We start from the raw sequence: 25372 nt of genomic DNA, 5'->3' as shown, positions 1-25372 counted from the left end.
TCCTACCAGCGCCTTAGGGGATTGCCTTGTTGTTGCACTGGTTTAAAACTTGTGTTTGATTTGAGAAGTTTTGTGAATGGTTAACAGATTTTTAGAAATGGGGGTGTTATGTCTACAGCAATATCCAGTGTTGCGCTGCGAGTGCGTGGTTACCATTTGGACGGCTACGGTCACGTCAACAACGCGCGCTATCTTGAATTTATGGAAGAGGGGCGATGGGCTTTTTTTGATGACCATCCGCGCCTGATAAATCAACTTCATAAGGCAGGCCGAGCGTTTGTCGTGGTCAATTTGAATATTGATTATCGAGCGGCCGCTGTTCAGAACGATGATTTGCAGATTATGACCGGCATAGTAGACGTGGGTGATCGTAGCGCGATTTGCCATCATCGAATTGTGCGTCAAGACGGCGTACTGGTTGCTCAGGCAGATTTGACCTTTGTGCTGCTAGATGTGAAGGCGAATAAGGCCGCTCCTATTGAAGGAGACGTGCGAGAGGTGTTTGAGGGGCTTGTGGTCGATAAAGACGCCTTTTTAGCGTAAAGCGTAATGCCGTTGCCACTGACTGCCCATGGTGCTTATGCAGTGGTATGATGGTGCTGACTCTGCGCGCCGCCTTGTTGTGGTATCAAGGGCGGCTTTTTTAAGCGCTTTCAACTCTCGCAGTGCCAATGCAGTGCAAAGGATCTGACTTTCATGGGTGACATCGCCAGAGAAATCTTGCCCGTCAATATTGAAGACGAGCTTAAACAGTCGTACCTCGACTACGCGATGAGTGTCATTATCGGTCGCGCTCTTCCCGATGTGCGTGACGGCCTCAAGCCTGTTCACCGGCGCGTGCTTTTTGCCATGCACGAGCTGAGCAACGATTGGAATAAACCGTACAAGAAGTCGGCGCGTGTCGTCGGCGATGTCATCGGTAAATACCATCCGCATGGTGATAGTGCGGTGTATGACACTATCGTTCGTATGGCCCAGCACTTTTCCATGCGTCACGTACTGGTGGATGGCCAGGGTAACTTTGGTTCTATTGACGGTGATAACGCGGCCGCCATGCGTTACACCGAGGTGCGCATGGCGCGCCTTGCCCACGAGCTGCTAGCTGACCTGGAAAAAGATACCGTCGATTGGGTCGATAACTACGACGGCACCGAACGTATTCCTGCCGTGCTACCAACCAAAGTTCCTAACCTGTTAATCAATGGGTCATCAGGGATTGCGGTGGGCATGGCGACCAATATCCCGCCCCATAACATGCGGGAAATAATTGATGGTTGTCTGGCGTTAATTGATGATTACACGCTCACCGTTGATGACCTCATGCAGTACATTCCAGGGCCAGATTTCCCTACCGGGGGCATTATCAATGGTCGCGCGGGTATTTTAGATGCTTACCGCACCGGGCGTGGGCGTATCTATGTGCGTGCCTGCCATACGATTGAGCATGATGATAAGAGTGGTCGAGATCACATTATTATCACTGAACTGCCTTACCAGGTGAATAAAGCGCGATTGATCGAGAAAATCGCTGAGCTGGTAAAAGAGAAGAAAATCGAGGGTATTGCTGAACTCCGCGATGAGTCGGATAAAGACGGCCTGCGCGTGGTGATTGAGATCAAACGCGGCGAGTCAGGTGATGTCGTCGTCAACAACTTGTTTGCGCAAACACAATTGCAAAATGTGTTTGGGATTAACATGGTGGCGCTGGAGAACGGCCAGCCACGCACTCTTAACCTCAAAGAGATGCTTGAGGCGTTTATTCGCCATCGCCGTGAAGTTGTTACTCGCCGTACCTTGTATGAGTTGAAAAAAGCCCGTGAACGTGGCCATTTGTTGGAGGGTTTGGCAGTTGCCATCTCCAATATTGATGAAGTGATCGAGCTGATTAAGGCATCTCCCAATGCCTCTGAAGCGCGTGAAAAACTGTTGGCTAAAACGTGGCAGCCCGGACAGGTTACCGCGATGCTGGAACGTGCTGGCGCAACCTCATGCAAGCCTGAAGATCTGGATGAAGGGTTTGGTCTAAATACGGCGGCGACGGAATATCGACTGTCGCCGGCGCAGGCTCAAGCAATTCTAGAGCTTCGTCTGCATCGCCTAACAGGTCTTGAAACCGAGAAGCTGTTAGACGAATACCTGTCGATTCTTGAGAAAATCGCGGAATTTACGACCATCCTGGCTTCTCCAGATCGTCTGATGGAAGTCATCCGAGAAGAGCTGCATGCTGTACGTGAGCAGTATGGCGATGACCGCCGTACGGAAATTCAGGCGAGCCACCTTGATTTGTCGATTGAAGATCTCATCGCTGAAGAAGATATGGTGGTCACTGTTTCCCGCTCAGGCTACGCCAAGACTCAGCCGTTGTCTGATTATCAGGCACAACGCCGTGGTGGGCGAGGTAAGTCAGCCACCGCGATGAAAGATGAAGACGTTATCGAGCACCTGTTGGTCGCATCTACCCATGACACCGTGCTGCTGTTCTCTAACCGAGGCAAGGTGTATTGGCTGAAAGTGTATGAGATGCCGAACGCCAGTCGTGGTTCTCGGGGCAAGCCGCTGGTCAATATGCTGCCGCTTGAAGAAGGCGAAGCCGTCAACGCTATTTTGCCAGTGCGTGATTACGATCCTGAGCACTACATTTTCTTTGCCACGGCGAAAGGTACCGTTAAACGTACCAGTCTTGAGCAATTCTCTCGCCCACGTAGTGTTGGCTTGATTGCCATTGACTTGGAAGAGGGCGACCGTTTGGTTGGGGCTGCTATTACGTCTGGCTCTGATCACGCCATGCTGCTTTCCTCCAACGGTAAGGCGATCCGCTTCGAAGAAGGCAATGTGCGCGCCATGGGCCGTACCGCCCGTGGTGTGCGCGGTATGCGCCTGGCGGGGGATGCTGAAGTTATTAGCTTGATCATTCCTAAGAGCCAGCAAATTGACGCAGAAGATGACGTCGATGTAGATGCTGATACCCAGCTTGTCGCGGCCGAGAATGCTCAAGCGGAAGGACAGATCTATATTCTCACGGCCAGTGAGAATGGTTACGGTAAGCGTACGCGCCTAGAAGAATTCCCGCTGCGTGGTCGTGGTGGGCAGGGCGTTATTGCCATGCAAACCAGCGAGCGTAACGGCGCTCTAGTGGCCGCAATGCAAGTCTATGACAGCGATGAAATGATGCTGATCACTGATCGTGGCACCTTGGTGCGTACTCGGGTTGAAGAAGTGTCAACGACCTCACGAAATACTCAGGGGGTTATGCTGATTCGCCTGGGTAAAGAAGAAAAACTAGTAAAAACTGTCCGTGTGGATGAGCCTGCCGAAATAGATGAGCTTGAGTCAGATAGTTCAGAAACAGACGCTCTAGACACCGGTGCGATTGATACCGATGTCGTCGATAGCGATGCTGTTGATCCCGGCAAGCCAGATAACGCTGACGATGGCGAACAGGAACAGGGAACCGATGACACGTCATTATAACTTTTGTGCAGGGCCAGCGGCCCTGCCTGTTGCCGTACTTGAACGTGCGCGCAACGAATTGCTGGACTTTCAAGGGCGTGGCTTGTCTGTAATGGAGATGAGTCATCGCAGTGATGAATTTGTCGCTATTGCTGATCGAGCAGAAGCAGATCTGCGTCATTTGCTGGATATTCCCAGTAATTACAAAGTGCTCTTCTTGCAGGGCGGAGCCAGCATGCAGTTTGCGATGCTGCCGATGAATTTGCTTGGTCAAGGGGGAAGCGCCAATTTTATCCAAACGGGCATTTGGGGTAAAAAGGCGATTAGTGAAGCCCGGCGGTTAGGGTTTAGCTGTCATATGGCAGCGTGCAGTGAAGTCAATGGTCATACAGCGGTGCCTGATGAACATGCATTGGCGATTAGCAGCGATGCCGCCTATTTGCATTACACCTCAAATGAAACCATCGGTGGCTTAGAGTTCGACTACACGCCAAGGGTGCAGCGTGCAGATGGCGCGGATGTACCTTTGGTTTGCGATATGTCGTCGAACATTCTGTCCGGCCCTATTGATGTGACGCAGTTTGGAGTGATTTACGCGGGGGCTCAGAAAAACATTGGCCCGGCTGGCTTAACCTTGGTCGCTATTCGTGATGACTTGCTCGGCAAAGCGCCTAGCTCCATTCCGTCACTGTTTGACTATCAAATGCTTGCGGACGCAGGCTCTATGGTCAACACGCCGCCAACGTTTGCATGGTACTTGGCTGGCCTTGTTTTCCAGTGGTTAAAAGATGACATCGGTGGCTTAGAGGTGATGGATGACATTAACCGGCGCAAAGCTCAGAAGCTTTACGCCGCTATTGATGCCAGTGATTTTTATACTAATCCGATTGCCAGCCGTAACCGTTCCCGCATGAATGTTCCGTTTGTGCTGGCCGACAGCAGTTTAGACAGCGTATTCCTGCAAGAAGCTGACGAGGCGGGGCTTCTTAACCTAAAGGGCCATCGTAGTGTTGGCGGCATGCGTGCGAGTTTATATAACGCGGTGCCTGAAGAGGCCGTTGACGCGCTAATCGCCTTTATGGCGGATTTTGAACAACGAAGAGGCTAACCATCATGTCCGATACGCCAATTAAATTAGACGACTTACGTCAACGTATCGACCAGTTGGATGGCGATATTCTGCGCTTGATTAGTGAGCGCGCCAACTGCGCCCAGCAGGTGGCACACGTTAAGCTTGCTCAAGATAAAGACGCCGTCTTTTATCGTCCTGAGCGGGAGGCGCAGGTGCTGCGCCGCATTATGTCGTTGAATCCTGGCCCGCTAGACTCAGAAGAGATGGCGAGGTTGTTTCGCGAGATTATGTCGGCGTGCCTTGCGCTGGAGCAGCCAGTCAAAGTTGCCTACCTAGGCCCAGAGGGTACATTTACCCAGCAGGCGGCGCTTAAGCACTTTGGTGAGAGCGCTGTCAGTATGCCGATGGCAGCGATTGATGAAGTCTTTCGTGAAGTAGAGGCAGGTGCTGTTCATTATGGGGTGGTGCCGGTAGAGAACTCCACCGAAGGGGTTGTCAATCATACGCTTGACACCTTTATGGACTCGTCTATCAAGATCTGCGGTGAAGTGGTGCTACGCATTCACCACCACCTGCTAATTAGTGAAACCACGCGTCGGGATAAGGTCTCACGCATCTATTCCCACCCTCAATCGTTTGGCCAGTGCCGTAAATGGCTTGATGCTCACTATCCCCACGCTGAGCGGGTGCCAGTTTCCTCTAACGCAGAAGCTGCCAAGCTGGTCAAAACAGAGTGGCACAGTGCAGCAATTGCCGGAGATATGGCGGCCAAACTGTATGGTCTAGAGCGCATTGCCGAAAAGATTGAAGATCGCCCTGATAACTCCACGCGCTTTCTGATTATTGGTAATCAAGATGTGCCGATATCTGGCGAGGATAAAACCTCAATTGTTGTCGCAATGCGTAACCAGCCCGGTGCACTGCATGATCTGCTGGAACCGTTCCATCGTCACCGCATTGATTTAACGCGGATCGAAACACGGCCTTCGCGGACTGGTGTTTGGAATTATGTGTTCTTTATCGATTTCAAAGGGCATCGGGATGAGCCGCAGGTAGCAGCAGTGCTCGAAGAAGTAAGGTTACGTGCTTCTGAGCTGCGTGTGCTTGGCTCCTATCCTCTAGGCGTGCTGTGACGGAGTGTGCTGTGCAAGCGTTGGCATCTAGCGCTAGCGTTCGGTCATCTTGCCAAGAGTCGCACCTGCTGATTGTTGGCCTTGGCCTGATCGGAGGGTCGCTGGCCGCCGCGCTACGGCACTCAGGTTTCAAAGGGCATATTTCAGCGTGTGACTCCAATGCGTCAGAAATCGCCTTGGGGATTGATTTAGGGTTGATAGATCATGGCGGTTCACAGTTAGCAGAACTGCTTGATGACGTCTCTATGGTGATTTTGGCCGTACCGGTATTGGCCATGGAGAGTGTGATGGCCACCCTGGCAGGTTCGCTTCACCGTGCGTCTAAAAACGTGGTGATTACCGATGTGGGCAGCACGAAAGCGACGATCCGTGACTGTGCTGTGCGTGCCTTCGGGGAGATGCCCCCTTCAGTGGTGCTAGGTCATCCTATTGCAGGCTCTGAAAAAAGTGGTGTTGCTGCAGCAGACCCCACCCTCTATATCAATCACAAAGTGATACTAACGCCGGAGCCGAATGTCGACGCAGGAGCGCTTGCACGGGTTGAGGCGTTGTGGTGTGCCGCTGGCGCAGACGTACTGCAAATGAGTGTAGAGCGGCACGACCAAGTGTTGGCACGTACCAGTCATTTGCCGCATTTGCTGGCATTTTCGTTGGTCGATACGCTGGCACGTCAAGACGAGCGGTTAGAAATTTTTCGCTATGCAGCCGGTGGGTTTCGTGATTTTACCCGTATCGCGGGCAGCGATCCTGTTATGTGGCGAGATATCTTTATTGCCAACCGGGACGCCGTCTTGTCGTCGTTAGATGATTTTGAGGCGGGGCTCGCTCGGCTGCGGAAGGCGGTAGAAAGTGGCGATAGCGATGCCCTTATTGCAACGTTTGATCGTGCCAGTCATGCACGCCATTATTTCGATACGTTATTGAATAAAACCAGCTATCAGGCGGAATATCATATGCAACCACACGGTAAAGTGACTTATCGGGTGCAGCCGGGCGGCCAGGCGCAAGGCCGTCTGCGCGTGCCGGGCGATAAATCAATGTCCCATCGCTCCATTATGCTGGGTGCTCTGGCGGAGGGAGTCACCGAGGTTAAAGGGTTTCTTGAAGGTGAGGACAGTCTTGCAACACTGCAGTCTTTTCGTGAAATGGGTGTTGCCATTGAAGGGCCATATCAGGGGCGGGTTACTATTCATGGCGTAGGGATGCATGGTTTGAAAGCCCCGGCAGGCCCGCTGTACGTGGGTAATTCAGGTACTGCCATGCGCCTGTTTGCGGGATTATTGGCAGGCCAAGCGTTTGATAGTGAGCTAACCGGTGACGAGTCGTTAACCAAGCGGCCAATGGGGCGTGTTGCTGACCCTCTGCGTTTGATGGGTGCGACTATCGACACCGCTGAAGGTGGCCGCCCGCCACTCAGGATCAAAGGTGGCGCCGCATTGCAGGGTATTTACTACGACATGCCGATGGCCAGTGCGCAGGTGAAATCCTGCTTGCTGTTAGCCGGTATGTACGCCGAAGGTGAAACTCGCGTGCGTGAGCCAGCGCCTACTCGCGATCACACCGAGCGTATGCTTAATGGTTTTGGCTACGAGGTCTCGCGCGAGGGCGATACTTGCTGGCTTCAAGGTGGCGGTAAGCTGACGGCAGGCCCGATAGATGTCCCTTCTGATATTTCTTCTGCCACGTTCTTCCTCGTCGCTGCGGCAATTACGCCAGGGGCTGACATTACCCTTGAGCACGTCGGTATCAACCCTACGCGCGTTGGTGTGATTAACATCCTCAGCCTGATGGGCGCTGACTTAACGCTTGAAAATGAGCACGAGGTAGGCGGTGAGCCGGTGGCGGATATCCGTATTCGCTATGCGCCATTAAAAGGGATTGATATCCCGGTTGATCAAGTACCGCTTGCCATTGATGAATTCCCTGCACTATTTATCGCGGCTGCTAACGCGCAAGGCAAAACGCGCTTGCGCGGTGCTGAAGAGCTGCGGGTCAAAGAGTCTGATCGGATTCAGGCAATGGCCGATGGGCTGGCGATACTAGGCGTTGAACACACAGTTGTTGAAGATGGTATTGATATTGTTGGCAATGCTGACGATGCCGTGGCGAGCTATGGCGGTGGTCGTATTGATAGCTTAGGTGATCACCGTATTGCCATGGCGTTTGCAATAGCCTCTTTGCGTGCAAGCGATGAGATTGTTATTGATGACTGCGCTAATGTGGCCACCTCTTTCCCTGATTTTGTGACCTTGGCGCAGCGTATTGGTATGCAGGTAAGTGTGGAGGGAGCTAATGCCGATTAACGCCCCTGTGCTAACGATTGACGGACCGGGTGGTGCAGGTAAAGGCACCATCAGTGGGTTGGTCGCCGAACGCCTGGGGTGGCACCTGTTAGACAGTGGGGCGCTTTATCGGCTTACTGCTCAGGCAGCTTTAAAGCATGACGTGGCGTTGGATGATGAGGCGTCGTTGGCATTGCTTGCTGCGCAACTTGATGTCGCTTTCCCAGTGCAAGGTGGGCAATCTCAAACGCTTTTAGAAGGTGAAGACGTTTCCCGAGCGATACGCACAGAGCAGGCTGGTGAGCGGGCATCCCGTGTGGCGGCTCTACCGCAAGTTCGTGAAGCATTGCTTCAGCGTCAGCGAGATTTTCAACAACCGCCAGGCCTGGTAGCCGACGGCCGTGATATGGGAACCGTCGTGTTCCCTGATGCGCCATTAAAAATTTTTCTGACTGCAAGTGCGCAGGAGCGGGCTCGGCGTAGGCATCTACAGTTGCAGGAAGCCGGGGTGGATGCTAGTCTATCGAGTCTTTTAAAGGAGATTCAGGCACGCGATGCACGCGATACGCAGCGCAGTGTGGCTCCTCTCAAGCCGGCAGATGATGCCATAACGCTTGATACCACATGCCTGAGCATACCGGAAGTGGTTGATCAGTTGACCGAATTACTAGACCAACGTGGCATAGTAAGCGGCAGTTGATTCTCCCTTGCGGCGTTTTTGGAAAGGTGTCACGACGTGGCAGGGCGATAACTCCATATCAGAGAGCCCGGTCAGGTCTAACCAGCGCTAACACCTCCAGAAGCTGAATGACATTAGGCCCGTACTTGCTGGTGGTACGGAGAAGGCATTTATGCCTCAACAACGTTGATCACGTAGGAAAACCATGAGCGAAAGCTTTGCTGAACTGTTTGAACAGTCTCTTAACGACATCAACATGGAGCCAGGCGCAATTGTCGCGGCTCAGGTTGTCGACATTGACGGTGACTGGGTTACCGTTAACGCTGGTCTGAAATCTGAAGGTCAGATCCCTGCGTCACAATTCCGCGATGAGAACGGTGAACTGACCATCGCTATCGGTGACGACGTGCACGTTGCACTTGAAGCCGTAGAAGATGGCTTCGGTGAAACGCGTCTGTCCCGTGAAAAAGCCAAGCGCGCAGAAGCTTGGAAGATTCTGGAAGCAGCCTTCGAGAAAGACGAAGTCGTCAAGGGCGTGATCAACGGTAAGGTCAAAGGCGGCTTCACCGTCGACGTCGACTCTATCCGTGCCTTCTTGCCGGGCTCTCTGGTTGACGTTCGTCCGGTTCGTGACACTGCGCACCTGGAAAACAAAGAACTAGACTTCAAAGTCATCAAGCTTGACCCGAAGCGCAACAACGTCGTTGTTTCGCGTCGTGCTGTATTGGAAGCTGAAAACAGTGCTGAGCGTGAAGCACTGCTGGCGACCCTGCAGGAAGGTCAGCAAATCAAAGGTATCGTTAAGAACCTGACTGATTACGGTGCCTTCGTTGATCTCGGCGGCGTTGATGGTCTGCTGCACATCACTGATATGGCGTGGAAGCGCATCAAGCATCCGTCCGAAATCGTTGCTGTTGGCGACGAAATCAACGTCAAAGTGCTGAAGTTTGACCGTGAGCGTAACCGCGTATCACTAGGTCTTAAGCAGCTGGGTGAAGATCCTTGGGTCAACATCAAAGACCGTTACCCGGAAGGCACCAAAGTGCACGCAGTTGTCACTAATCTGACTGACTACGGCTGCTTTGCTGAGCTAGAAGAGGGCGTTGAAGGTCTGGTTCACGTTTCAGAAATGGACTGGACTAACAAGAATATCCATCCGTCTAAAGTTGTCCAAGTGGGCGACGATGTTGACGTTATGGTTCTTGACATCGATGAAGAACGTCGTCGTATTTCTCTGGGTATCAAGCAGTGCACTGCTAACCCATGGGAAACTTTCAACGCTGAATACAACAAGGGCGACCGTGTTTCAGGTACCATCAAGTCAATCACTGACTTCGGTATCTTTATCGGCCTTGAAGGCGGTATTGATGGTCTGGTTCACCTGTCCGATATCTCTTGGACAGAAACTGGCGAAGAAGCCGTCCGTAACTTCAAGAAAGGTGACGAAGCTGAAGCCGTTATTCTTTCAATCGATCCTGAGCGTGAGCGTATCTCCTTAGGTATTAAGCAAATGGATTCCGATCCAGTAGCTGAATATCTGTCGGTTAACGACAAAGGCAGCATCGTTACAGGCCGTATCGTAGAAGTTGATGCCAAAGAAGCACACGTTGAGCTAGCGACTGATGTTGTTGCTATCCTCAAGGCGTCTGAAATCAGTGCTGATCGCATTGAAGATGCCCGTAACGTGCTGAATGAAGGCGATAGCATTGAAGCGCGTATCGTAAGCGTTGATCGTAAGAGCCGTCAGATCAGTCTGTCGGTTAAAGCGAAAGAGCAAGATGATACTCGTCAAAATCTGAAGAAGCTGCGTGATCAAGAGCCGGAAGCAGGTGGTCCGACCACTATCGGTGATCTAATCAAACAGCAGATGGGCCAAGACTAATTAAGTAGTTGATAGTCTTGAAAAACGCCGCCCTAATGGGCGGCGTTTTTTATGAATCTGTATGATATGACATAGATCATTAGCCTATGTTTGACTTGAGTATAAAGCTCGTTTTTATAGTTCCAACTAAGCAATAAAAATCGATTAGTATTTAAGCTAAAATCAACTAGACTATTGTCAGCTAGCGCATTTAAAGCAATAATGTGCGCGCATCCTGAACCCGTGCGTACTGAGTTGATAGATTGATTAACTCGCGCAGTTAAACCTTTGCTAAAAGGAATCCCCATGTCGTTATTAAATGAGTATATTCAAAAGGAACAGCAGCTAAAACAACTGCAAGAAGACTTACAGCGCTTGGAAGGTGATCAGCGCTTGAAAAGCGAGCTTGAATTTAAAGCTAAGCTTGAAGCGTTAATGAACGAGTTTGGTAAGCGTCCTTCTGATGTTATTGCATTGCTGGACCCTAACGCGGATCAGCGCGGATCCAAAGGTGCTGCGGCATCCTCTACGCGTCGTAAGCGTCGTCTGAAGATTTATAAGAACCCGCATACTGGTGAAGTGATTGAAACTCGTGGCGGTAATCATAAAGGCCTGCGTAGCTGGAAAGATGAGCATGGTGATGAAGCCGTCGAATCCTGGCTAGAGCGTATGGAAGACTGAGTCGTTTTAAACCGGCATTTCTAACAAGAAGTGCCGGTTTTTGGTTTGATGAGAGCGGATAAAAAAATTATCCAGACTGGCTAGGCAGATAAAGGTATTCGAAGCTCAATATGATGCGGATGCCATAATACTTGCGGTGCATCACCGCTGATATTTAAACGATTTTTTTCATCCATTAATGCCACTAGCGTTTCAGATATTACATAAGATAATTGCGAAATATTATCGAAGTATATTTTCGCATAGTAGCGTGAAGGAATGTCTACCCGACGGTAGTTGACAGGCAGTGCTAGGTATTCGGCAGTATCTCTATTCTCTAGATAGAGCCCGATATCAGTTCGAGTGTGGTTCGGTGCAGGCTCTTCTTACAGCGGCTGTCACTTTCTCTGTTAAAAGGTCTGGCAATACCATGGTTGGGGTGGACGCCTCTAGTTGGGCTTGTAGGTGGTCTAAATGGTTAGCGTGATACTTTTTGTTGCCTAGCCCAGGAATGTGGTCTGGTGCTTGGTACAAGCGCATTAAAACCACATGTGCGGGACGGTTTCTTTCAATGCTGATTGTGAATTTTTTGTCAGGTCTGTTCAGAAGATACAGGCTGCTTATCGCTTGACGGTATTCGCGGGGTGACAGCCGGTAGCGGCGCTGAAATGCACGTGAAAAAGAAGAGTGATTAGTATATCCACAACGAATAGCGATTTGCGCTATATTTTGTGAGGTGAGTGAAAGTAAGACAGCGGCTCGCTCAAGACGCCTTTTTTCACGGTAAGCACTAGGTGAAATGTTGAAACAGTGGCGGAACTGTCGGCGTATTTGTGATGCTGAGTATCCTAAGTGATTAGCAAGGTCTTCGATTCCAAGCGGCTTATCGAGAGTGTCTTGCAGCCAGATCTCAGCTCGCATCATTGCATTGAACATTATCTGGCCTCCTATGCTTAAGTCGTACAGGTCGCGCTACTCATCTCACCTGTAATGCACCATCCCGGTGCTTGCGTTGCTAGTGATCTAATAGGCGATTAACATTGCTGCTTGCCTACTAGATGAATTTGCCGCTATATGCGCCACCTTAGGTTGCTTAACTGGGCGTTTTTGCTCTGCCAGTAGGAGCATCCTGTTTTATATCGGGAGCAGCTTATTTATTACTAAGTTGTGATGCCTTTATGCTGGGAAGAAAGAGCAAAGGCAAGTTTGCTCAGAGGCTTTACGCGTTTGGGCACAGTTTTGTCGGAAAAAGGTCTGTTTCAGCAGACTTGTCATCCATTTCAAGTAAGGTGTAAATGAAACATCGATGAAATATCAAAAAGTTCAAAAACAGCTAGATGAGCGTGAAAAGCTACGTAAGTTTCGTGAGCTGGATGATGCCTTCGCGCAGGCGCTGCGCCAGTTAGAAGATCCTAACAGCGATTTCAATATTCCAACGGGGCCGCCAGTACGTTCAATTGCAGCGTTGGAAGCTGAGGATCAAGCTGCAGACGAAGCGGCACACTCGGATGAGCAAGAGCGTCTGTTTGATCAACGCTTAAAAGCGCTGATTGGCGAATATGATTTGTCGGAGCGAGATGTAAGCGAGGTCATACACGCGCTGCTGGAGTCTAAGCGGTGGAAGCTTGATGACGTGCCAGTAGCGGGTAAATAATGCGACGTTATGAGATGAGGTAACTCGTTAGCGATACCGATAGATGCGTAAGCTAGGTAAATATACGTCATCTTCTAGTTTTTCGTCGCGCCGCTTAGCTCTTGTGCGAGTCGTTGGAGGCATTTCTGCTGGGGCTTTGAGATGTGGTAATCGCCCTTCATTAGCAGGCACAATTAGCGGCATTGCAATATTAAGTGCTCGTCGCGTGTGCCCATCCGCAAGCGGTTCGACAAAAAACAGATTCGCGCGCATTAAAGGGGCTTGGGTTTGTACCTGCGCCAATATTTCTCCACTTGGAATGCTGGCGAGCTTGCGTAGCTGTATACGAATATGTGGTGCATCGCTGTCTAGTTGTAATAATTTTTGCTCAGCCTCTTGAACACTAACGCGTTTGATTGAGCGACCGCTGCTGTACCACGCTAGCCTAACTCTAGACACCGGCGCAGGGGCAATGGGGAGTTGTCGCCAGCACTGTTTCAAGTGGAGTCTTGCAAATCCGCTTTTACGCAGTATGTCGTCGATATGTGGGTGCCTGCTCGGTAAACGAGACTTGGCATCGCTCAACGCGTTTGGATGAGACTGCTTAATGCGCGCGAGTAAATCGCTGATACGTGCTTTTGCGTGGTTAATTTGATGGCACGCTGCTAATAAATCATCGTTAGCGGCGATGACCGCGATGTAGTTACGCGTTTCGCGGCCATCCTGTCCCTGCTGATGCCACATGTCCAGCAGTGCTTCCCTCAGCCAAATAGAATCGTTCGCGTCAGGCTGGAACCGCCAAGTAGGTGGTGGGCTAAATTCGTAGAGCGCTGCAGCCCGCTCAATGGTGGCTACCAGTTGATCAAAGTGGGCATCAAGTTCATGCAGTAGATGATATAGAGGCAGCGTGGCGTCAGTCATGTTGGGCGAGCCTTTAAGAAAGCGGTGCGTCTCTATCTGCTTGAGCAAGCAGGGTATCTAAGTCCGCCTCATCCATGGCGGACTCACCTGCAATGCGATGTGACTCTTCCGCCCAGGCGCCCAAATCAAGCAGTTGGCAACGTTTGCTACAAAAAGGGCGATAAGTACTTTCTGGCCCCCAGATAACTTTCTTGCCACATTGGGGGCAAGCAACCTCTAGCGGTGAATCATTTGCCGGTGTGGGCATGACAAACTCCTGTTTCAAAAGTACGTCTCAAGTACGTCGTTAAGTGCACTCGGCGCGATAACGACGATCCAGTTGGATGACCTGGCGCGTCATATTCGCATGGTCACCACTGTTGTCGATGACATCATTGCCTTTAGCAAGGCGTTCTTCGCGTGGAAGTTGGGCGGCGAGGATAGCACGCACCTGGGATTCACTCACCCCATCTCGGGCAAGCGTACGCGCTAATTGCAGCGATTCGGGCACATCAATGACTAACGTACGATTAACCAACTTATCTTGGCCAGACTCAAAAAGCAGAGGAGACACTAATAACACATAAGGCGACTGTGCCTGCAGGCGGTCTAGATGCAAAAGCAGGCGCTCGCGTATTCTGGGATGAGTAACAGACTCTAACCACTGCCGTTGCGCAGGATCTTCAAAAATGATGCTACGCAGTGCTGACCTGTTCAGTGTCCCGTCGAGGTTCAATACGTCGCTGCCAAAGTGTTCGGCAATAGCGGCTAGCGCGGGTTCGCCAACGGCAACGACTTCTCTCGCGACATCATCGGCATCTACCCAGCCAATCCCCAGTTCTTCAAATGCACGGGCAACGGTTGACTTTCCCGAGCCTATACCGCCTGTTAGTCCAATGATCATGCATGCTCCCCATAGAATTGAATCAAAACCGGCGTTAGGCTTAATACAGCAACGACGTATAGAGTGTCATTAACTCGTTGCCTACCAGTATGCAAATCCAGCCCGCCAGCGCAAGAAAGGGGCCAAAGGGGAGAGGTTGGCCGCGTAACCGGGGATAAATAGCTTGAGCGGCTAATCCTATGATTGCGCCAATACCTGCAGATAAAATAAGCAGTAGCGGTAACATGCTCCAACCTACCCAGGCACCAAGCGCAGCGAGTAATTTGAAATCCCCAAACCCCATGCCTTCTTTGCCAGTTATGAGCTTAAATACCCAGTAAAAGCTCCATAGCACAAGATAGCCCGCCATTGCGCCGATGACAGCGCCAGGGAGCAGCAGGGGCTGAAAGAACAGTTGGTAAGCTAAGCCAGCCCATAACAACGGTAGGGTCAACATATCAGGGAGTAAATAGGTTCGAAAGTCGATCACTGCCAAAGCCAGTAGTGTTACACAAGCGCCATAGATAAACATTGCGCTTAGCGTCGGGCCATGCAAAGCCACAACGACCACAGCAAGTAGTCCGCCCATCAGCTCAACGAATGGGTACTGTACACTGATGGAGGTTTGGCAATGGGCGCATTTTCCCCTTCTTTTTAGCCAGCCGATTAAGGGTAGGTTATCGTGCCAAGCAATGGGTTGTTCGCAGCGTGGACACATTGACCTTGGAGTAGCAAGGTTAAAGCGGGGGGGTGTTTCTTCGGCCAGTTCAAGAGAGGCGCGTGCTTCATTACGCCAACGGCGCATTAGCATAACGGGTAAACGGGTGATGACAACGTTGAGAAAACTGCCAAAGCAGAGGCCGATCAGTAAAGCAAAAAAGAGGTAAAAGCTTGATGATAAACCCATGGTATTCCAATTGTTGGGGAAGTGCGTGTGAACGGTTTATTTATAGTGCGGTGCCAATTTCAAAAATAGGCAAATACATGGAGACTACAACGCCGCCCACTAGTGCGCCAAGGACAACGATAATAATCGGTTCCATTAACGAGGTCAGGGCGTCTACTTTATTATCCACTTCTTCTTCGTAGTAATCGGCGACTCGGTTAAGCATGGCATCTAGTGAGCCGGCTTCCTCACCAATACTCACCATTTGAACTGCCAGCGCTGGAAAGCGGTTGGTCATACGCATGGCGAAATGCAGCTGTTGTCCAGTAGTGACATCTTGGCGCACTTCATTAATCGCTCTGATATACACGCGATTATCCGATGCACCTGCGGCAGTTTCGAGCCCTTCAATAAGTGGCACGCCTGAAGTAAAGGTAGTCGCTAAGGTGCGTGTGAATCGTGAGACAGCCGATTTGTGTAAAATATCGCCAAGGATAGGCAGGTGAAGCATCATGCTGTCTAACCGATAAGCGACGCGTGGTGAGCGTCGCGCTGCAGCTTTCAGCAGCATGATACTGCCGATTAGTGTACCCGTTGCTTGTAACCAGTACTTTTGGGCCATGTCCGATAAGTTAACCGTAAACTGAGTGAGCGCTGGCAGTTCTGCGCCAAAACCTTGAAACATACTCTCAAATTCAGGCACGACTTTGATGAGTAGTAGCATGGTAACGGCAACACCAATGATCATCACCGTAGTGGGGTACCAGAGCGCTTTTTTGACACGATTTTTGAGTGATTCAACTTTCTCTTTATAACTGGCTACCCGCTCCAGCATCTGGTCAAGCGCACCAGCCTGCTCTCCTGCGTCGACCAGGCTAACGAACAGGCGGTCAAACTGTTTGGGGTGTTTTGCCATGGCGCTGGAAAGGCTATCGCCCGAAGAGACGTCTTCCATGATTTTCTGGGTTAGGGCTACCATCGCGGGTTTTTTTAGGCTTTCAGAAACGGCTTGTAACGCCTGAAGAATAGGGATACCTGCTCGCACCATGGTGGCCATTTGCCGTGCAAAAATCATGATGTCGACGTTGGATACCTTGCTGCGACCACTAAAGCTGCTACGTTTTTGGATTTTTGTGGCGACAATACGCTGCTTAGCCAGTTGTTCAATGATTTCGGGTTTGGTGCGGCCAATCAACTCACCGCGCATGGCTCGATCTTGCGGCCCTTTACCTTCCCACTTCCAGCGGTGTAGCGGCGTTGGCTTGGTGCGATATGCTTTAGCGTTGGCCATGGCGCGTTACTCCTTACTGATGCGGTTAACTTCTGCCAGGCTAGTGCTGCCATCCAGCACACGACTTAGGCAACGCTGATAAAGGCTAGGGTAGCCTTCGCGGCGGGCTTGTTGATCGATATCTAGCGCATCGCCATCGCGCATAATCAGCTGGCGCATGGCATCAGTAATAGGCACCACTTCATAGATACCAATACGACCTTTATAGCCCTGGGTGCATTGTTTACAACCGACTGCTGAATAAATCGTGCCGTTGCAAATATCCTGTTGGCTAAAGCCAGCCTGACGCAGCGCTTCGGCAGGAATCTTAGCGGGTACTTTGCATAGGTCACATAGCTTGCGTGCCAAGCGCTGGGCAATGATCAAACTAACTGAGCTTGCAATGTTATACGATGCGATGCCCATATTCGCTAAACGGGTTAGCGTTTCAGCGGCGGAGTTAGTGTGTACGGTAGATAGCACTAAGTGGCCTGTTTGGGCTGCCTTTACGGCAATTTCAGCGGTTTCCAAGTCGCGAATTTCGCCCACCATGACGACATCAGGGTCTTGGCGTAAAAAGGCGCGCAGAGCACTGGCGAAGTTCAGACCGATTTTAGGGAGAACGTTCACCTGATTGACCCCCGACACTTTAATTTCTACTGGGTCCTCGGCGGTGCAAATATTGCGTTCAATTTGGTTAAGAATGTTGATGCCTGTGTAAAGCGTCACTGTTTTACCGCTCCCCGTCGGCCCGGTAACCAGGATCATTCCTTGAGGCTTCTTAAGTGCGTGTTCATAAACAGCCTGCTGTTCAGGGCTAAAACCTAGCTGCTCGATAGCGAGTTGAGCAGTGGCAGGGTCTAGCAAACGCAGTACTATTTTTTCACCAAACACAGTGGGTAGTGAGTTCACTCGAAAATCAATTGAGCGCGTGCGTGAAAGCTGCAGCTTGATTGCGCCATCCTGAGGCAGACGCCGCTCAGAAATATCCAGCCGAGACATGATTTTTACACGTGCTGCGATGCGGTGCCGCAGCGCAAAAGGTGGGCGAGCAATTTCAAGCAGCATGCCATCAATACGAAAGCGCACCCGGTACTGGGTTTCGTAGGGCTCAAAGTGAATATCGGAAGCGCCGCGGCTGATAGCGTCTAGCAGTATTTTATTGACGAATTTAACGACAGGGGCATCTTCGCTATCTGTTGCTGCTTTGTCTAATGTCGCCTCATCTTCGTCCAACTGAACAATATTCAACGCGCTGACCGCATCATCTACGTTTTCCAATTCATCTAGCATGCTGCGCTCATTTTGCGCTAGATATTGCGTTAGAGTGTTTTTAAGTTGATCAGCGGGAGCCAGTACGCCATCTACACTTAGCCCGGTAGCAAATTGAAGTTCATTCAGCTGGGTTAGCGTAGCGGGGTAGGGGACAGCGACAGTAAGACGGTGCCCGTGGCGTGCCAGAGGAAGAATATCTAGACGCTCTAATATTTTAACGGGGTAGTCATTGGCGGGTGGTAGCGCGTTTATACGAATGGCATCTAGGTCAACGACCGGTAAACCATACTCCCAGGCAGCGGCCAGCGCTGCTGCGCCTGATTCTACTAGCCCACTATCGACCACGTGCTGTAACAGCGACATTTCAAGCTCTGCCGCTGTGTTTTCCGCAACAGTCGCCTGAGCATCGGTCAGCACGCCATGTTCTACCAGCCGTTTAGCGATACCCTGCAGGCCGCTATGCATGGCCGCCTTGCTCAGCGTCGGCCCGGGGGTTAAATCGTTCATGGCTAAATTCAATCATGTTTGTTTTATTTCTTTATGCTAAGTATTAATTATTATTAATAGTCAACGGAAATGTAACGATGTGATTGCTATTGTTGATTCAATATAGCATCGAGAAGCTGTTGGTATTGTTAAACATTGTGGCACGGGCTTGTTTAGCGCACTTATCGCATTCATGTTATTGAAGAGGAAATTTAATAGCACAAAGGAGCAGTGTTATGAATAAAAAAATTTTTAAAATAACTACAATTCACAAGCAAAGTGGTTTTACTCTCATTGAACTGATGGTAGTCATTGCTATTATCGGCATCTTGGCTGCCATCGGCGTGCCCAAGTATGGAAGCTACTTGGACCGCTCAGAGGCTTCTGCATGTGTTGGAGAACTCAACTCATATAGAACACTTTCAGTCGCGGAAGCGTCTCTCGGAGAGGGCGCGCCTGAATTTAGCTTTCAGTCATGTGCTAAAAATACGGATGTTGAGAAGCTGTTCACTGTATTTTCAGGCGCTGCAGATATCGAACTATCAGAAACTATTGAAGTTTCAACTCAGGATCGCCAGGAAACTGTGTATGTATCTGGAGACGGGATAATTTCTATGACTGCTGAGGGATAGTGTACAGCACCTTAAAATCTAACCATTAGCTTTGGTTGTGGTGCCAGCTAATGGTTTTTTTATCTGCAGGTTTTTGCCCGTATTTTTAATATTGTTCAATCTTCACACTGCCTGCGCATTTGCTCTCTATACTCAATGCTCCTGGTCATAAGGAGCCGATAATGAAATCAATCCCTATTAGCGCTTGCCTGTTAGCTTGCACCCTATTGTGGCAAGTGGCGGCAGTCGCACAGCCAGCACACGCACCCGCCCATGGTGCTAGAGACAACAGCCCACATTCCGAGCGCCAGCGTGGCGGGCAGGATATAGGCCGACATGAGCGTCGCCATCGCGACGAACGCGTTGTAGATCTTCCTCGTATCAACGAACGTGAACTGCTTCATCTCTTGCGGCAATACGATGCGCCACGTGCTCAGCCATTGCCACCAGGTATTCAGCGCAACTTAGAACGCGGTAAACCCCTTCCCCCGGGAATTGCAAAACGTTTTGATGGCCCGTTGGCATCTCAACTTCCCCATTACCCCGGCTACGAATGGGAGCGCGTAGGAGCCGATGTCGTACTCATTGAGGCGGCGACCCGTATCGTTGTCGATGTGCTGGTTGATGCGCTTCGTTAAAGGTTGTTTCGCATGGCTCATGGTAATGCCATGCGTCACCGCTTAAGCTGGGCTTACTTCAGGCAATGTGAAACTACCAAGTAAGGAGCGTTAATGACGGCCTACACCCTAGAAGAGCGGCTGGCGCTGGCAGTGCGTATTGCGGAGGAGGCAGGCGATATGATTCGCCGCGCCCGCGAACAGCAAGATTTCAGTCAACGTTTAAAAGCTGGCATTGAGCTGGTTACCGATGTTGATGTGGCAGTTGATACGCTAATTAGCCAGCGCCTGGAGGAGCATTTTCCTGGTGAAGCGAGATTGAGTGAAGAGCTAAGCCCTGAGCGTGCGCTGCATACCCCCGCCGAGCGGCTGTGGGTGGTAGATCCTATCGATGGAACCGTCAACTTTGCTCAAGGCCTGCGCCATGTGGCGGTATCGATTGGCTGGATAGAGAACGGCATCGGTAAAGTAGGCGTCGTTCATGCCCCTTTCTTGGGTGATACCTTCAGTGCCGCGCAAGGATTAGGTGCGTACTGCAATCAGCAACCAATCAAGCCGAGTGACGCTGATACGCTTGAAAGCACTCTGGTGGCTACCGGTTTTCCCTACGATAAACAGGCCCGCAAACAGCTTCTACCACGTTTGGAAGCCGTGTTGGTGAACTGTCAGGATGTTCGTCGCAATGGTGCAGCTGCGATTGACCTCTGTGATGTCGCCTGCGGCCGCTTAGACGCGTATTACGAAAGCGTTTCACCATGGGACTTTGTCGCGGGTTGGGTCATTGCTCGCGAGGCAGGCGCGAAAGTAGGCCACTTAACTGAGGTGCCTGACGGCGTGCCAGCCGACCTCTACCCAGAGCAACTGCTCGTCACAACGCCCAAGGTATATGATGCCATGGCATCGCTACTTAAGCGCATCGATTAACTGCAAGCGGCAAGCAATTGAAAAGAAAGCGCAAAAAGAGCTTTTCATTTGGTTAAGAAAGCGCTAGTATACGCACCGTCTTGAGGCAAACGATGTTGGTTAACATTCGTTGCTAATCCAAGATATCGGAGTGTGGCGCAGCTTGGTAGCGCGTTGCAATGGGGTTGCAAAGGTCGCAGGTTCGAATCCTGTCACTCCGACCAAACAGATAAAACGGTCACTTAGCTATTACAGCGGTGGCCGTTTTTTTGTTTAAAGCTTAATTCTGGATTAGCAATCATTAGCATAAGTTGCGGAGCTTTCTGACACACTATGGATTATCTAACCAAGCAGATCTTATAGGCCTAGCCTGCTAATAGACGCTGCGCGAGATAGCCTGTTGCAAAAGCAAGCCCGGCCGCGGCGGCACCCATGGAAAGAGTACGCAGGCCTGAGCGCCAAGCTGGTAGGCCGTAGACGGCGCTCTTGAGCATGCCAATAGCAAGGAATACGCCGCAAGCCAGCCCTAGACTAGCTAGAAACTGCGTTGTGGTTGCTATATTTGGTATTGTATACGGAAGTAACGGTAGAGCGCCCACGATCAAAAAAGCACTAAAGGTGACTAACGCTGCTCGAAGAGGGTTAAGTCCAACAGATGAAAGCCCATGCTCTTCTTGTAACATGGTAGTCACCCATCTATCTGGTTCACGACATAGCGTTTCCACTACTTGTTCAAGTAGTTCTCCTTCGAAACCTTTGGCGTGAAAAAGTTGGCGAATCTCTTCGCGTTCGCCCTCAGGCACTAGGTCAATATGTTGCCGTTCGATACGCTCAGTACTGGCGATCTGAGCAAGCTGTGCCTGCCCGGCTTCGTAATTGCTTACTGCCATGCTGAAGCCGTCAGCGAGTAAGTTGGCGAAACCGAGTACAAGTGCCACCTGTGGTGAAAAACCTGCGCCAAATGCCCCTGATACAACCGCAAAAGTCGTCACGCAACCATCGATACCGCCGAGCACAGCATCGGGAAGTGTTGATGCTTTTACTGGAGTCGCTAGCCGTTTGCGCACTGCATCAGGATGATGGTCACTAAGTAGACTTTCACGACTTGGGGTTGGCATATCGAGGCCTCGTACTTTCCTGGGGTAAGAGGGCCGTTGAATCATTGCTACAACCCTCAGGTTAGCCTAGCCGCAGCTTACAGCTCACTCCATATCCGCTCGCGTATGTCTTCACTGAGTTCTGATACTTTGCGCATGCGATTGAACGTTGCTTGTGTCATATCTTCTGCAGTGTTGTGGTAGCAAATTGCCATTGATGAGAGGGTTTGAGGTCCTTCAAAGCCGAGCATGCAGCAGGTTAGCTTGCTGTAGATAGGAGTCACCGCTGAAATAAAATCCAGTTCATGACGAAGTGCCCCATTGGCGGCTGCTAGCCAGATACGTTGTAGCTTGGCGATCGAATGCGTGGTTTCCACCCAAGGCTGATACCAAAGCGCCAGCATAGACTCGCTGCTGATGGACTTTGCTGTCAGATTGGGAAACAGTAACGTTGTCATTGTATTGGTCCCTCGTAGACAGATAGGAATAGTATAGCCACCATTAATAGAGTGATTGTAGTTAATGGCTGTTTATTTGATGCGGGTCATATTTCATGGCTATGATGATTTTTTGTTTTTTAGTTAATTTATTTTTAAAATATTATACGAGTATTTGAATGGTGTAATATTGATCTTTGCTTACTTCATTGGTTGGTCGCAATATAATAAAAACACCAACTTTCACCGCTAGTGACAGCCCCTCATATCTATAGAAAATATTCATTATGATGTTTTAATCGGCGTACTCAGTCTTGATTTTGAAGCTTTATTTGCGTTGCATCATTTCCTTGTTAGTTTATAAATATTAGCAGTGTTGCGGTGCAGCAACCTGCGGTAAGCTGACCGTATAGTTAACAAGGGAGCTTATGGATGGAAAACCCTCAAACACCAGTGAAGCCTTCTCGAAAGTGGCATTGTGCCTCGATAGATCAAGCGCTGGCGTGGCAGGCCGCTACCGTCGATGGCCTATCCACCGCAGAGGCTCAGGCGCGTTTAGAGCGCTACGGGCCGAATCGTCTTCAGCAGGTTCAGGGACGTCCTTGGTATCGGCGTTTATTGGATCAGCTCAATAATATTTTAATTCTTATACTGCTGGTTGCTGCCATTGCCAGTTTCCTGCTTGGGCATGTCATCGATGCGGCAGCCATTGTGGGGGTAGTGGCCGTGATTGCGCTGATTGGTTTTATCCAGGAAGGAAAAGCTGAACAGGCGCTTGATAGCATCCGCAATATGCTTTCTCCTCAGGCTAATGTCATACGTGACGGGAAGCGCACTACCATTCCTGCCGAAGCGTTAGTACCTGGGGACATCGTGCTGGTGGAAAGTGGTGATCGGATACCTGCGGACGTGCGACTGATTGAAGCGCGGCGTTTTCGCACCGACGAGGCGGCTTTAACTGGAGAGTCGGTGCCTGTAGAGAAGCAGTCGCACCCAGTGAGTGCAGATGTGGATCTTGCGGAGCGAAGCAGTATGGCGTTTGCCAGTACGATTGTGGTGCAAGGTAATGCCCGTGGTTTGGTCGTTGAGACGGGGCGCTACACTGAAATCGGCAAAATTTCCGAACTTCTGCGTGGTGTGGAAAAAATTAAAACGCCGTTGCTTCAGCAGCTTGATCGTGCGGGCAGGGTGCTGGCAATTTTTATTTTAGGTGCCGCCGCTATTACCGCGTTGTTAGGCACGCTTCTTCATGACCAGCCCGCTGCGGATATGTTTATGGCTGCTGTCGGTCTAGCGGTGGCCGCGATTCCCGAAGGTCTACCCGCCATTGTCACCATCGGGCTCGCGCTTGGCGTGCAAAGCATGGCGAAGCGTAACGCCATTATTCGACGACTTCCTGCAGTAGAAACGTTAGGCTCCATCTCGACTATTTTTTCCGATAAAACGGGCACATTGACGCGCAATGAAATGACGGCTCAAGCGGTATGGCTGGGTGACGAGCAGTTTCTCGTCGAGGGTATCGGTTTCACGCCCAAGGGGGCTTTTTATCGACTGCGTGTCAGCGGTGAACAAGACACAGAATGTGTCGATATGGACAGTGCCCAACCGTTAAGCGATTTTTTATGTGCTGGCGTATTGTGTAACGACACTGAGCTGCAACAGCAGGCGGGACAGTATCAGATTTATGGTGACCCAACAGAGGGCGCGTTAGTGGTTGCCGGTGAAAAAGCAGGTATAAAAACGTCAGAGGTGCGCCAGCAGTTTCCGCGGGTAGATGCGATTCCTTTCGAGTCAGACTTTAAGTATATGGCCACTCTGCATGCAGAAGCTGATGGCCAGCGTATCATCGTAAAGGGAGCGCCTGATCGTTTGATAGAAATGTGCGACAGCGTTGCTACTACAAAAGGCACTGTCGCTATTGATCGTAATGAGTGGGAAAACCGTATTCACGAGCTTTCTTCGCGAGGTTTACGCGTTCTGGCCATTGCGGATAAACCTGCTGCTATTGATGAGCTAGACCATCACCATATAGAAGGCGGGTTGCGCTTACTGGGAATTATTGGCTTGCTGGACCCACCAAGAGAAGAGGCAATCGAGGCGGTTAAGCGTTGCCAACAAGCGGGTATTCGTCCCGTTATGATTACCGGTGATCATGCTTCGACAGCGCTGGCTATTGCTAAACAACTGGGTTTTGCACAAACCCAGAAAGCGCTTACCGGGCGAGAAATTGAAGCGATGTCCGATCAAGCGTTAGAAGACACTATTTTAGAGATTGATGTCTTTGCTCGAGCATCTCCAGAACATAAGCTGCGCTTAGTAAAAGCGATGCAGGCACGGGGTGGGGTTTGCTCCATGACTGGGGATGGCGTTAATGATGGGCCAGCCTTAAAGCGTGCTGATGTCGGCGTTGCTATGGGCGTGCAGGGGACTGAGGCAGCGAAAGATGCTTCTGAAATGGTATTGGCGGACGATAACTTCGCAACCATTGTCAGTGCTATTGAAGAAGGCCGCAAAGTCTACGATAACATCCGTAAAACGATCACCTTTATTCTGCCGACCAATGTTGCTCAGGGCTTGGCGATTATGCTTGCCGTGCTATCAGGCTCGGTGCTGCCGGTAACGCCGTTACAGGCATTATGGGTAAATATGGTGGTAGCGATTACGCTAGGCTTGGCATTAGCGTTTGAGAGCGGGGAGAAAGACTTAATGGCACGCCAGCCCAGAGACCCTAAAGCACCGCTGCTTGATCTATTTTTATTGTGGCGAGTGATTTTTGTGTCTGTGCTGCTGCTCGTCGGCGTCTTCGGCATGTTCTCCTGGATACTCAACCAAGGGGGCAGTGAAGCGTTAGCGCGGGCAGGGGCGGTCAATATGCTGGTCACTGGCAGTGCCGCTTATTTAATCAATAGCCGCTTTTTAATTAATAGTACGCTGTCGTTTGCCGGTATTTTTGGCAGTCGGCCGGTATGGATCGCTATTATGATGGTGATGTTGCTGCAAATGGCGTTTACCTATTTACCCTTTATGCAGCTTATCTTTGGTAGCGAAGGGTTAAGCATTACGCATTGGCTAGCTATCATTTTAAGTAGCGGAATGATTTATCTGTTAATTGAAGCTGAGAAGGTGGGCTGGCGCATGCTCAAGGCTAAATAGAAACTGAGCATGGGCTAATTGTAATGCCCTGTTTATAAAAGATCAGCGCCACCTAGGGGGATAACAAATCATAGGTGGCGCTAA

Annotated in this window: 22 protein-coding genes and 1 tRNA gene; 14 read left to right on the top strand and 9 right to left on the bottom strand. The window is 50.6% G+C overall.

Annotated elements, in window-relative coordinates; genetic code table 11:
• The first annotated feature begins 108 nt into the window (after positions 1-108).
• The 8 genes from CEK60_RS07220 (at position 109) to CEK60_RS07185 (ending at position 11158) form a co-directional block, all read left to right on the top strand.
• Positions 109-543, top strand: coding sequence for an acyl-CoA thioesterase (locus tag CEK60_RS07220; protein WP_089038447.1), 435 nt, complete (start codon positions 109-111; stop codon positions 541-543).
• A gap of 153 nt (positions 544-696) precedes the next feature.
• The gene (gene gyrA / locus CEK60_RS07215; RefSeq protein ID WP_089038446.1) at positions 697-3471 is read left to right on the top strand and encodes a DNA gyrase subunit A; all 2775 of its coding nucleotides are present in this window, start codon (positions 697-699) and stop codon (positions 3469-3471) included.
• A complete protein-coding gene (serC, locus tag CEK60_RS07210) occupies positions 3455-4558 on the top strand; it encodes a 3-phosphoserine/phosphohydroxythreonine transaminase (RefSeq protein WP_089038445.1) in 1104 nt (367 codons plus the stop codon). Before gyrA ends, serC begins: the two co-directional genes overlap by 17 nt.
• Positions 4559-4563: 5 nt before the next feature.
• Complete coding sequence (gene pheA / locus CEK60_RS07205) at positions 4564-5655, top strand: prephenate dehydratase (RefSeq protein WP_089038444.1); 1092 nt, start codon at positions 4564-4566, stop codon at positions 5653-5655.
• Between the two features lie 11 nt (positions 5656-5666).
• Positions 5667-7958, top strand: coding sequence for a bifunctional prephenate dehydrogenase/3-phosphoshikimate 1-carboxyvinyltransferase (locus CEK60_RS07200; protein WP_089038443.1), 2292 nt, complete (start codon positions 5667-5669; stop codon positions 7956-7958).
• Positions 7948-8637, top strand: a complete 690-nt coding sequence (gene cmk, locus CEK60_RS07195) for a (d)CMP kinase (protein WP_089038442.1) — start codon at positions 7948-7950, stop codon at positions 8635-8637. The genes CEK60_RS07200 and cmk overlap by 11 nt, the downstream gene beginning before the upstream one ends.
• Before the next feature lie 184 nt (positions 8638-8821).
• A complete protein-coding gene (gene rpsA, locus CEK60_RS07190; protein ID WP_089038441.1) occupies positions 8822-10498 on the top strand; it encodes a 30S ribosomal protein S1 in 1677 nt (558 codons plus the stop codon).
• A gap of 285 nt (positions 10499-10783) precedes the next feature.
• Entirely contained in the window at positions 10784-11158 is a 375-nt protein-coding gene (locus CEK60_RS07185) for a histone-like nucleoid-structuring protein, MvaT/MvaU family (protein WP_009724762.1), read from the top strand.
• A gap of 333 nt (positions 11159-11491) precedes the next feature.
• Here CEK60_RS07185 and CEK60_RS07180 read toward each other — a convergent pair whose 3' ends face one another.
• Positions 11492-12073 (bottom strand): helix-turn-helix transcriptional regulator, encoded by a 582-nt coding sequence (locus CEK60_RS07180; protein WP_232471483.1) that lies wholly within the window; start codon positions 12071-12073, stop codon positions 11492-11494.
• A gap of 370 nt (positions 12074-12443) precedes the next feature.
• Here CEK60_RS07180 and CEK60_RS07175 point away from each other — a divergent pair, with 370 nt between their 5' ends.
• Positions 12444-12791 carry a hypothetical protein gene (locus CEK60_RS07175; RefSeq protein ID WP_089038440.1) on the top strand — a complete coding sequence of 116 codons (348 nt, stop codon included), beginning with the start codon at positions 12444-12446 and terminating at the stop codon, positions 12789-12791.
• 27 nt (positions 12792-12818) lie between these two features.
• Here the strand turns inward: CEK60_RS07175 and CEK60_RS07170 are convergent, their stop codons facing one another.
• From CEK60_RS07170 to pilB, 6 genes are read right to left on the bottom strand one after another with little or no spacing between them, the layout of a single operon-like run.
• Positions 12819-13691, bottom strand: a complete 873-nt coding sequence (locus tag CEK60_RS07170) for a DNA replication terminus site-binding protein (protein WP_089038439.1) — start codon at positions 13689-13691, stop codon at positions 12819-12821.
• 13 nt (positions 13692-13704) lie between these two features.
• On the bottom strand, positions 13705-13938 hold the full coding sequence (gene yacG, locus CEK60_RS07165; RefSeq protein ID WP_083004574.1) for a DNA gyrase inhibitor YacG: 234 nt from the start codon (positions 13936-13938) through the stop codon (positions 13705-13707).
• A 39-nt stretch (positions 13939-13977) separates the two neighbouring features.
• Positions 13978-14574, bottom strand: a complete 597-nt coding sequence (coaE, locus tag CEK60_RS07160; protein WP_089038438.1) for a dephospho-CoA kinase — start codon at positions 14572-14574, stop codon at positions 13978-13980.
• A 40-nt stretch (positions 14575-14614) separates the two neighbouring features.
• Positions 14615-15460: a prepilin peptidase gene (locus CEK60_RS07155; RefSeq protein ID WP_089038437.1), complete on the bottom strand. Its 846-nt coding sequence runs from the start codon at positions 15458-15460 to the stop codon at positions 14615-14617.
• Positions 15461-15500: 40 nt separating this feature from the next.
• On the bottom strand, positions 15501-16730 hold the full coding sequence (locus CEK60_RS07150; RefSeq protein WP_089038436.1) for a type II secretion system F family protein: 1230 nt from the start codon (positions 16728-16730) through the stop codon (positions 15501-15503).
• Between the two features lie 6 nt (positions 16731-16736).
• A complete protein-coding gene (gene pilB / locus CEK60_RS07145; RefSeq protein WP_089038435.1) occupies positions 16737-18491 on the bottom strand; it encodes a type IV-A pilus assembly ATPase PilB in 1755 nt (584 codons plus the stop codon).
• A 215-nt stretch (positions 18492-18706) separates the two neighbouring features.
• Here pilB and CEK60_RS22785 point away from each other — a divergent pair, with 215 nt between their 5' ends.
• The 4 genes from CEK60_RS22785 to CEK60_RS07125 all read left to right on the top strand — a co-directional run bounded on the left by CEK60_RS22785 (position 18707) and on the right by CEK60_RS07125 (position 20825).
• The gene (locus CEK60_RS22785) at positions 18707-19102 is read left to right on the top strand and encodes a prepilin-type N-terminal cleavage/methylation domain-containing protein (RefSeq protein ID WP_269768698.1); all 396 of its coding nucleotides are present in this window, start codon (positions 18707-18709) and stop codon (positions 19100-19102) included.
• Positions 19103-19263: 161 nt separating this feature from the next.
• The gene (locus CEK60_RS07135; RefSeq protein WP_089038434.1) at positions 19264-19719 is read left to right on the top strand and encodes an anti-virulence regulator CigR family protein; all 456 of its coding nucleotides are present in this window, start codon (positions 19264-19266) and stop codon (positions 19717-19719) included.
• Between the two features lie 93 nt (positions 19720-19812).
• Positions 19813-20622 (top strand): inositol monophosphatase family protein, encoded by an 810-nt coding sequence (locus CEK60_RS07130; protein ID WP_038484635.1) that lies wholly within the window; start codon positions 19813-19815, stop codon positions 20620-20622.
• Between the two features lie 126 nt (positions 20623-20748).
• Positions 20749-20825: transfer RNA gene (locus tag CEK60_RS07125), tRNA-Pro, on the top strand.
• A gap of 141 nt (positions 20826-20966) precedes the next feature.
• Here CEK60_RS07125 and CEK60_RS07120 read toward each other — a convergent pair.
• Together CEK60_RS07120 and CEK60_RS07115 are read right to left on the bottom strand one after the other, a co-directional pair.
• Positions 20967-21719: a VIT1/CCC1 transporter family protein gene (locus tag CEK60_RS07120; RefSeq protein WP_089038433.1), complete on the bottom strand. Its 753-nt coding sequence runs from the start codon at positions 21717-21719 to the stop codon at positions 20967-20969.
• Between the two features lie 77 nt (positions 21720-21796).
• The gene (locus tag CEK60_RS07115; protein ID WP_089038432.1) at positions 21797-22156 is read right to left on the bottom strand and encodes a hypothetical protein; all 360 of its coding nucleotides are present in this window, start codon (positions 22154-22156) and stop codon (positions 21797-21799) included.
• Between the two features lie 411 nt (positions 22157-22567).
• Between CEK60_RS07115 and CEK60_RS07110 the strand changes: the two genes are divergently transcribed.
• Complete coding sequence (locus CEK60_RS07110; RefSeq protein ID WP_089038431.1) at positions 22568-25288, top strand: HAD-IC family P-type ATPase; 2721 nt, start codon at positions 22568-22570, stop codon at positions 25286-25288.
• The last annotated feature ends 84 nt before the right edge of the window (positions 25289-25372 follow it).

The sequence above is a fragment of the Halomonas sp. N3-2A genome (genome assembly GCF_002216165.1).
Classification (GTDB): Bacteria; Pseudomonadota; Gammaproteobacteria; order Pseudomonadales; family Halomonadaceae; genus Vreelandella.
This window is presented reverse-complemented; position numbering and strand designations above follow the sequence as displayed.

Bases quoted from the DNA above. Each gene is read 5' to 3' on its own strand.
- CEK60_RS07180 (WP_232471483.1), bottom strand. From the start codon at position 12,073: ATGTTCAATGCAATGATGCGAGCTGAGATCTGGCTGCAAGACACTCTC.
- CEK60_RS07175 (WP_089038440.1), top strand. From the start codon at position 12,444: ATGAAATATCAAAAAGTTCAAAAACAGCTAGATGAGCGTGAAAAGCTA.
- CEK60_RS22785 (WP_269768698.1), top strand. From the start codon at position 18,707: ATGAATAAAAAAATTTTTAAAATAACTACAATTCACAAGCAAAGTGGT.
- CEK60_RS07185 (WP_009724762.1), top strand. From the start codon at position 10,784: ATGTCGTTATTAAATGAGTATATTCAAAAGGAACAGCAGCTAAAACAA.
- CEK60_RS07155 (WP_089038437.1), bottom strand. From the start codon at position 15,460: ATGGGTTTATCATCAAGCTTTTACCTCTTTTTTGCTTTACTGATCGGC.
- CEK60_RS07110 (WP_089038431.1), top strand. From the start codon at position 22,568: ATGGAAAACCCTCAAACACCAGTGAAGCCTTCTCGAAAGTGGCATTGT.
- CEK60_RS07170 (WP_089038439.1), bottom strand. From the start codon at position 13,691: ATGACTGACGCCACGCTGCCTCTATATCATCTACTGCATGAACTTGAT.
- gyrA (WP_089038446.1), top strand. From the start codon at position 697: ATGGGTGACATCGCCAGAGAAATCTTGCCCGTCAATATTGAAGACGAG.
- CEK60_RS07220 (WP_089038447.1), top strand. From the start codon at position 109: ATGTCTACAGCAATATCCAGTGTTGCGCTGCGAGTGCGTGGTTACCAT.
- coaE (WP_089038438.1), bottom strand. From the start codon at position 14,574: ATGATCATTGGACTAACAGGCGGTATAGGCTCGGGAAAGTCAACCGTT.
- CEK60_RS07135 (WP_089038434.1), top strand. From the start codon at position 19,264: ATGAAATCAATCCCTATTAGCGCTTGCCTGTTAGCTTGCACCCTATTG.
- CEK60_RS07115 (WP_089038432.1), bottom strand. From the start codon at position 22,156: ATGACAACGTTACTGTTTCCCAATCTGACAGCAAAGTCCATCAGCAGC.
- CEK60_RS07130 (WP_038484635.1), top strand. From the start codon at position 19,813: ATGACGGCCTACACCCTAGAAGAGCGGCTGGCGCTGGCAGTGCGTATT.
- pilB (WP_089038435.1), bottom strand. From the start codon at position 18,491: ATGAACGATTTAACCCCCGGGCCGACGCTGAGCAAGGCGGCCATGCAT.
- rpsA (WP_089038441.1), top strand. From the start codon at position 8,822: ATGAGCGAAAGCTTTGCTGAACTGTTTGAACAGTCTCTTAACGACATC.
- yacG (WP_083004574.1), bottom strand. From the start codon at position 13,938: ATGCCCACACCGGCAAATGATTCACCGCTAGAGGTTGCTTGCCCCCAA.
- serC (WP_089038445.1), top strand. From the start codon at position 3,455: ATGACACGTCATTATAACTTTTGTGCAGGGCCAGCGGCCCTGCCTGTT.
- pheA (WP_089038444.1), top strand. From the start codon at position 4,564: ATGTCCGATACGCCAATTAAATTAGACGACTTACGTCAACGTATCGAC.
- CEK60_RS07150 (WP_089038436.1), bottom strand. From the start codon at position 16,730: ATGGCCAACGCTAAAGCATATCGCACCAAGCCAACGCCGCTACACCGC.
- cmk (WP_089038442.1), top strand. From the start codon at position 7,948: ATGCCGATTAACGCCCCTGTGCTAACGATTGACGGACCGGGTGGTGCA.
- CEK60_RS07120 (WP_089038433.1), bottom strand. From the start codon at position 21,719: ATGCCAACCCCAAGTCGTGAAAGTCTACTTAGTGACCATCATCCTGAT.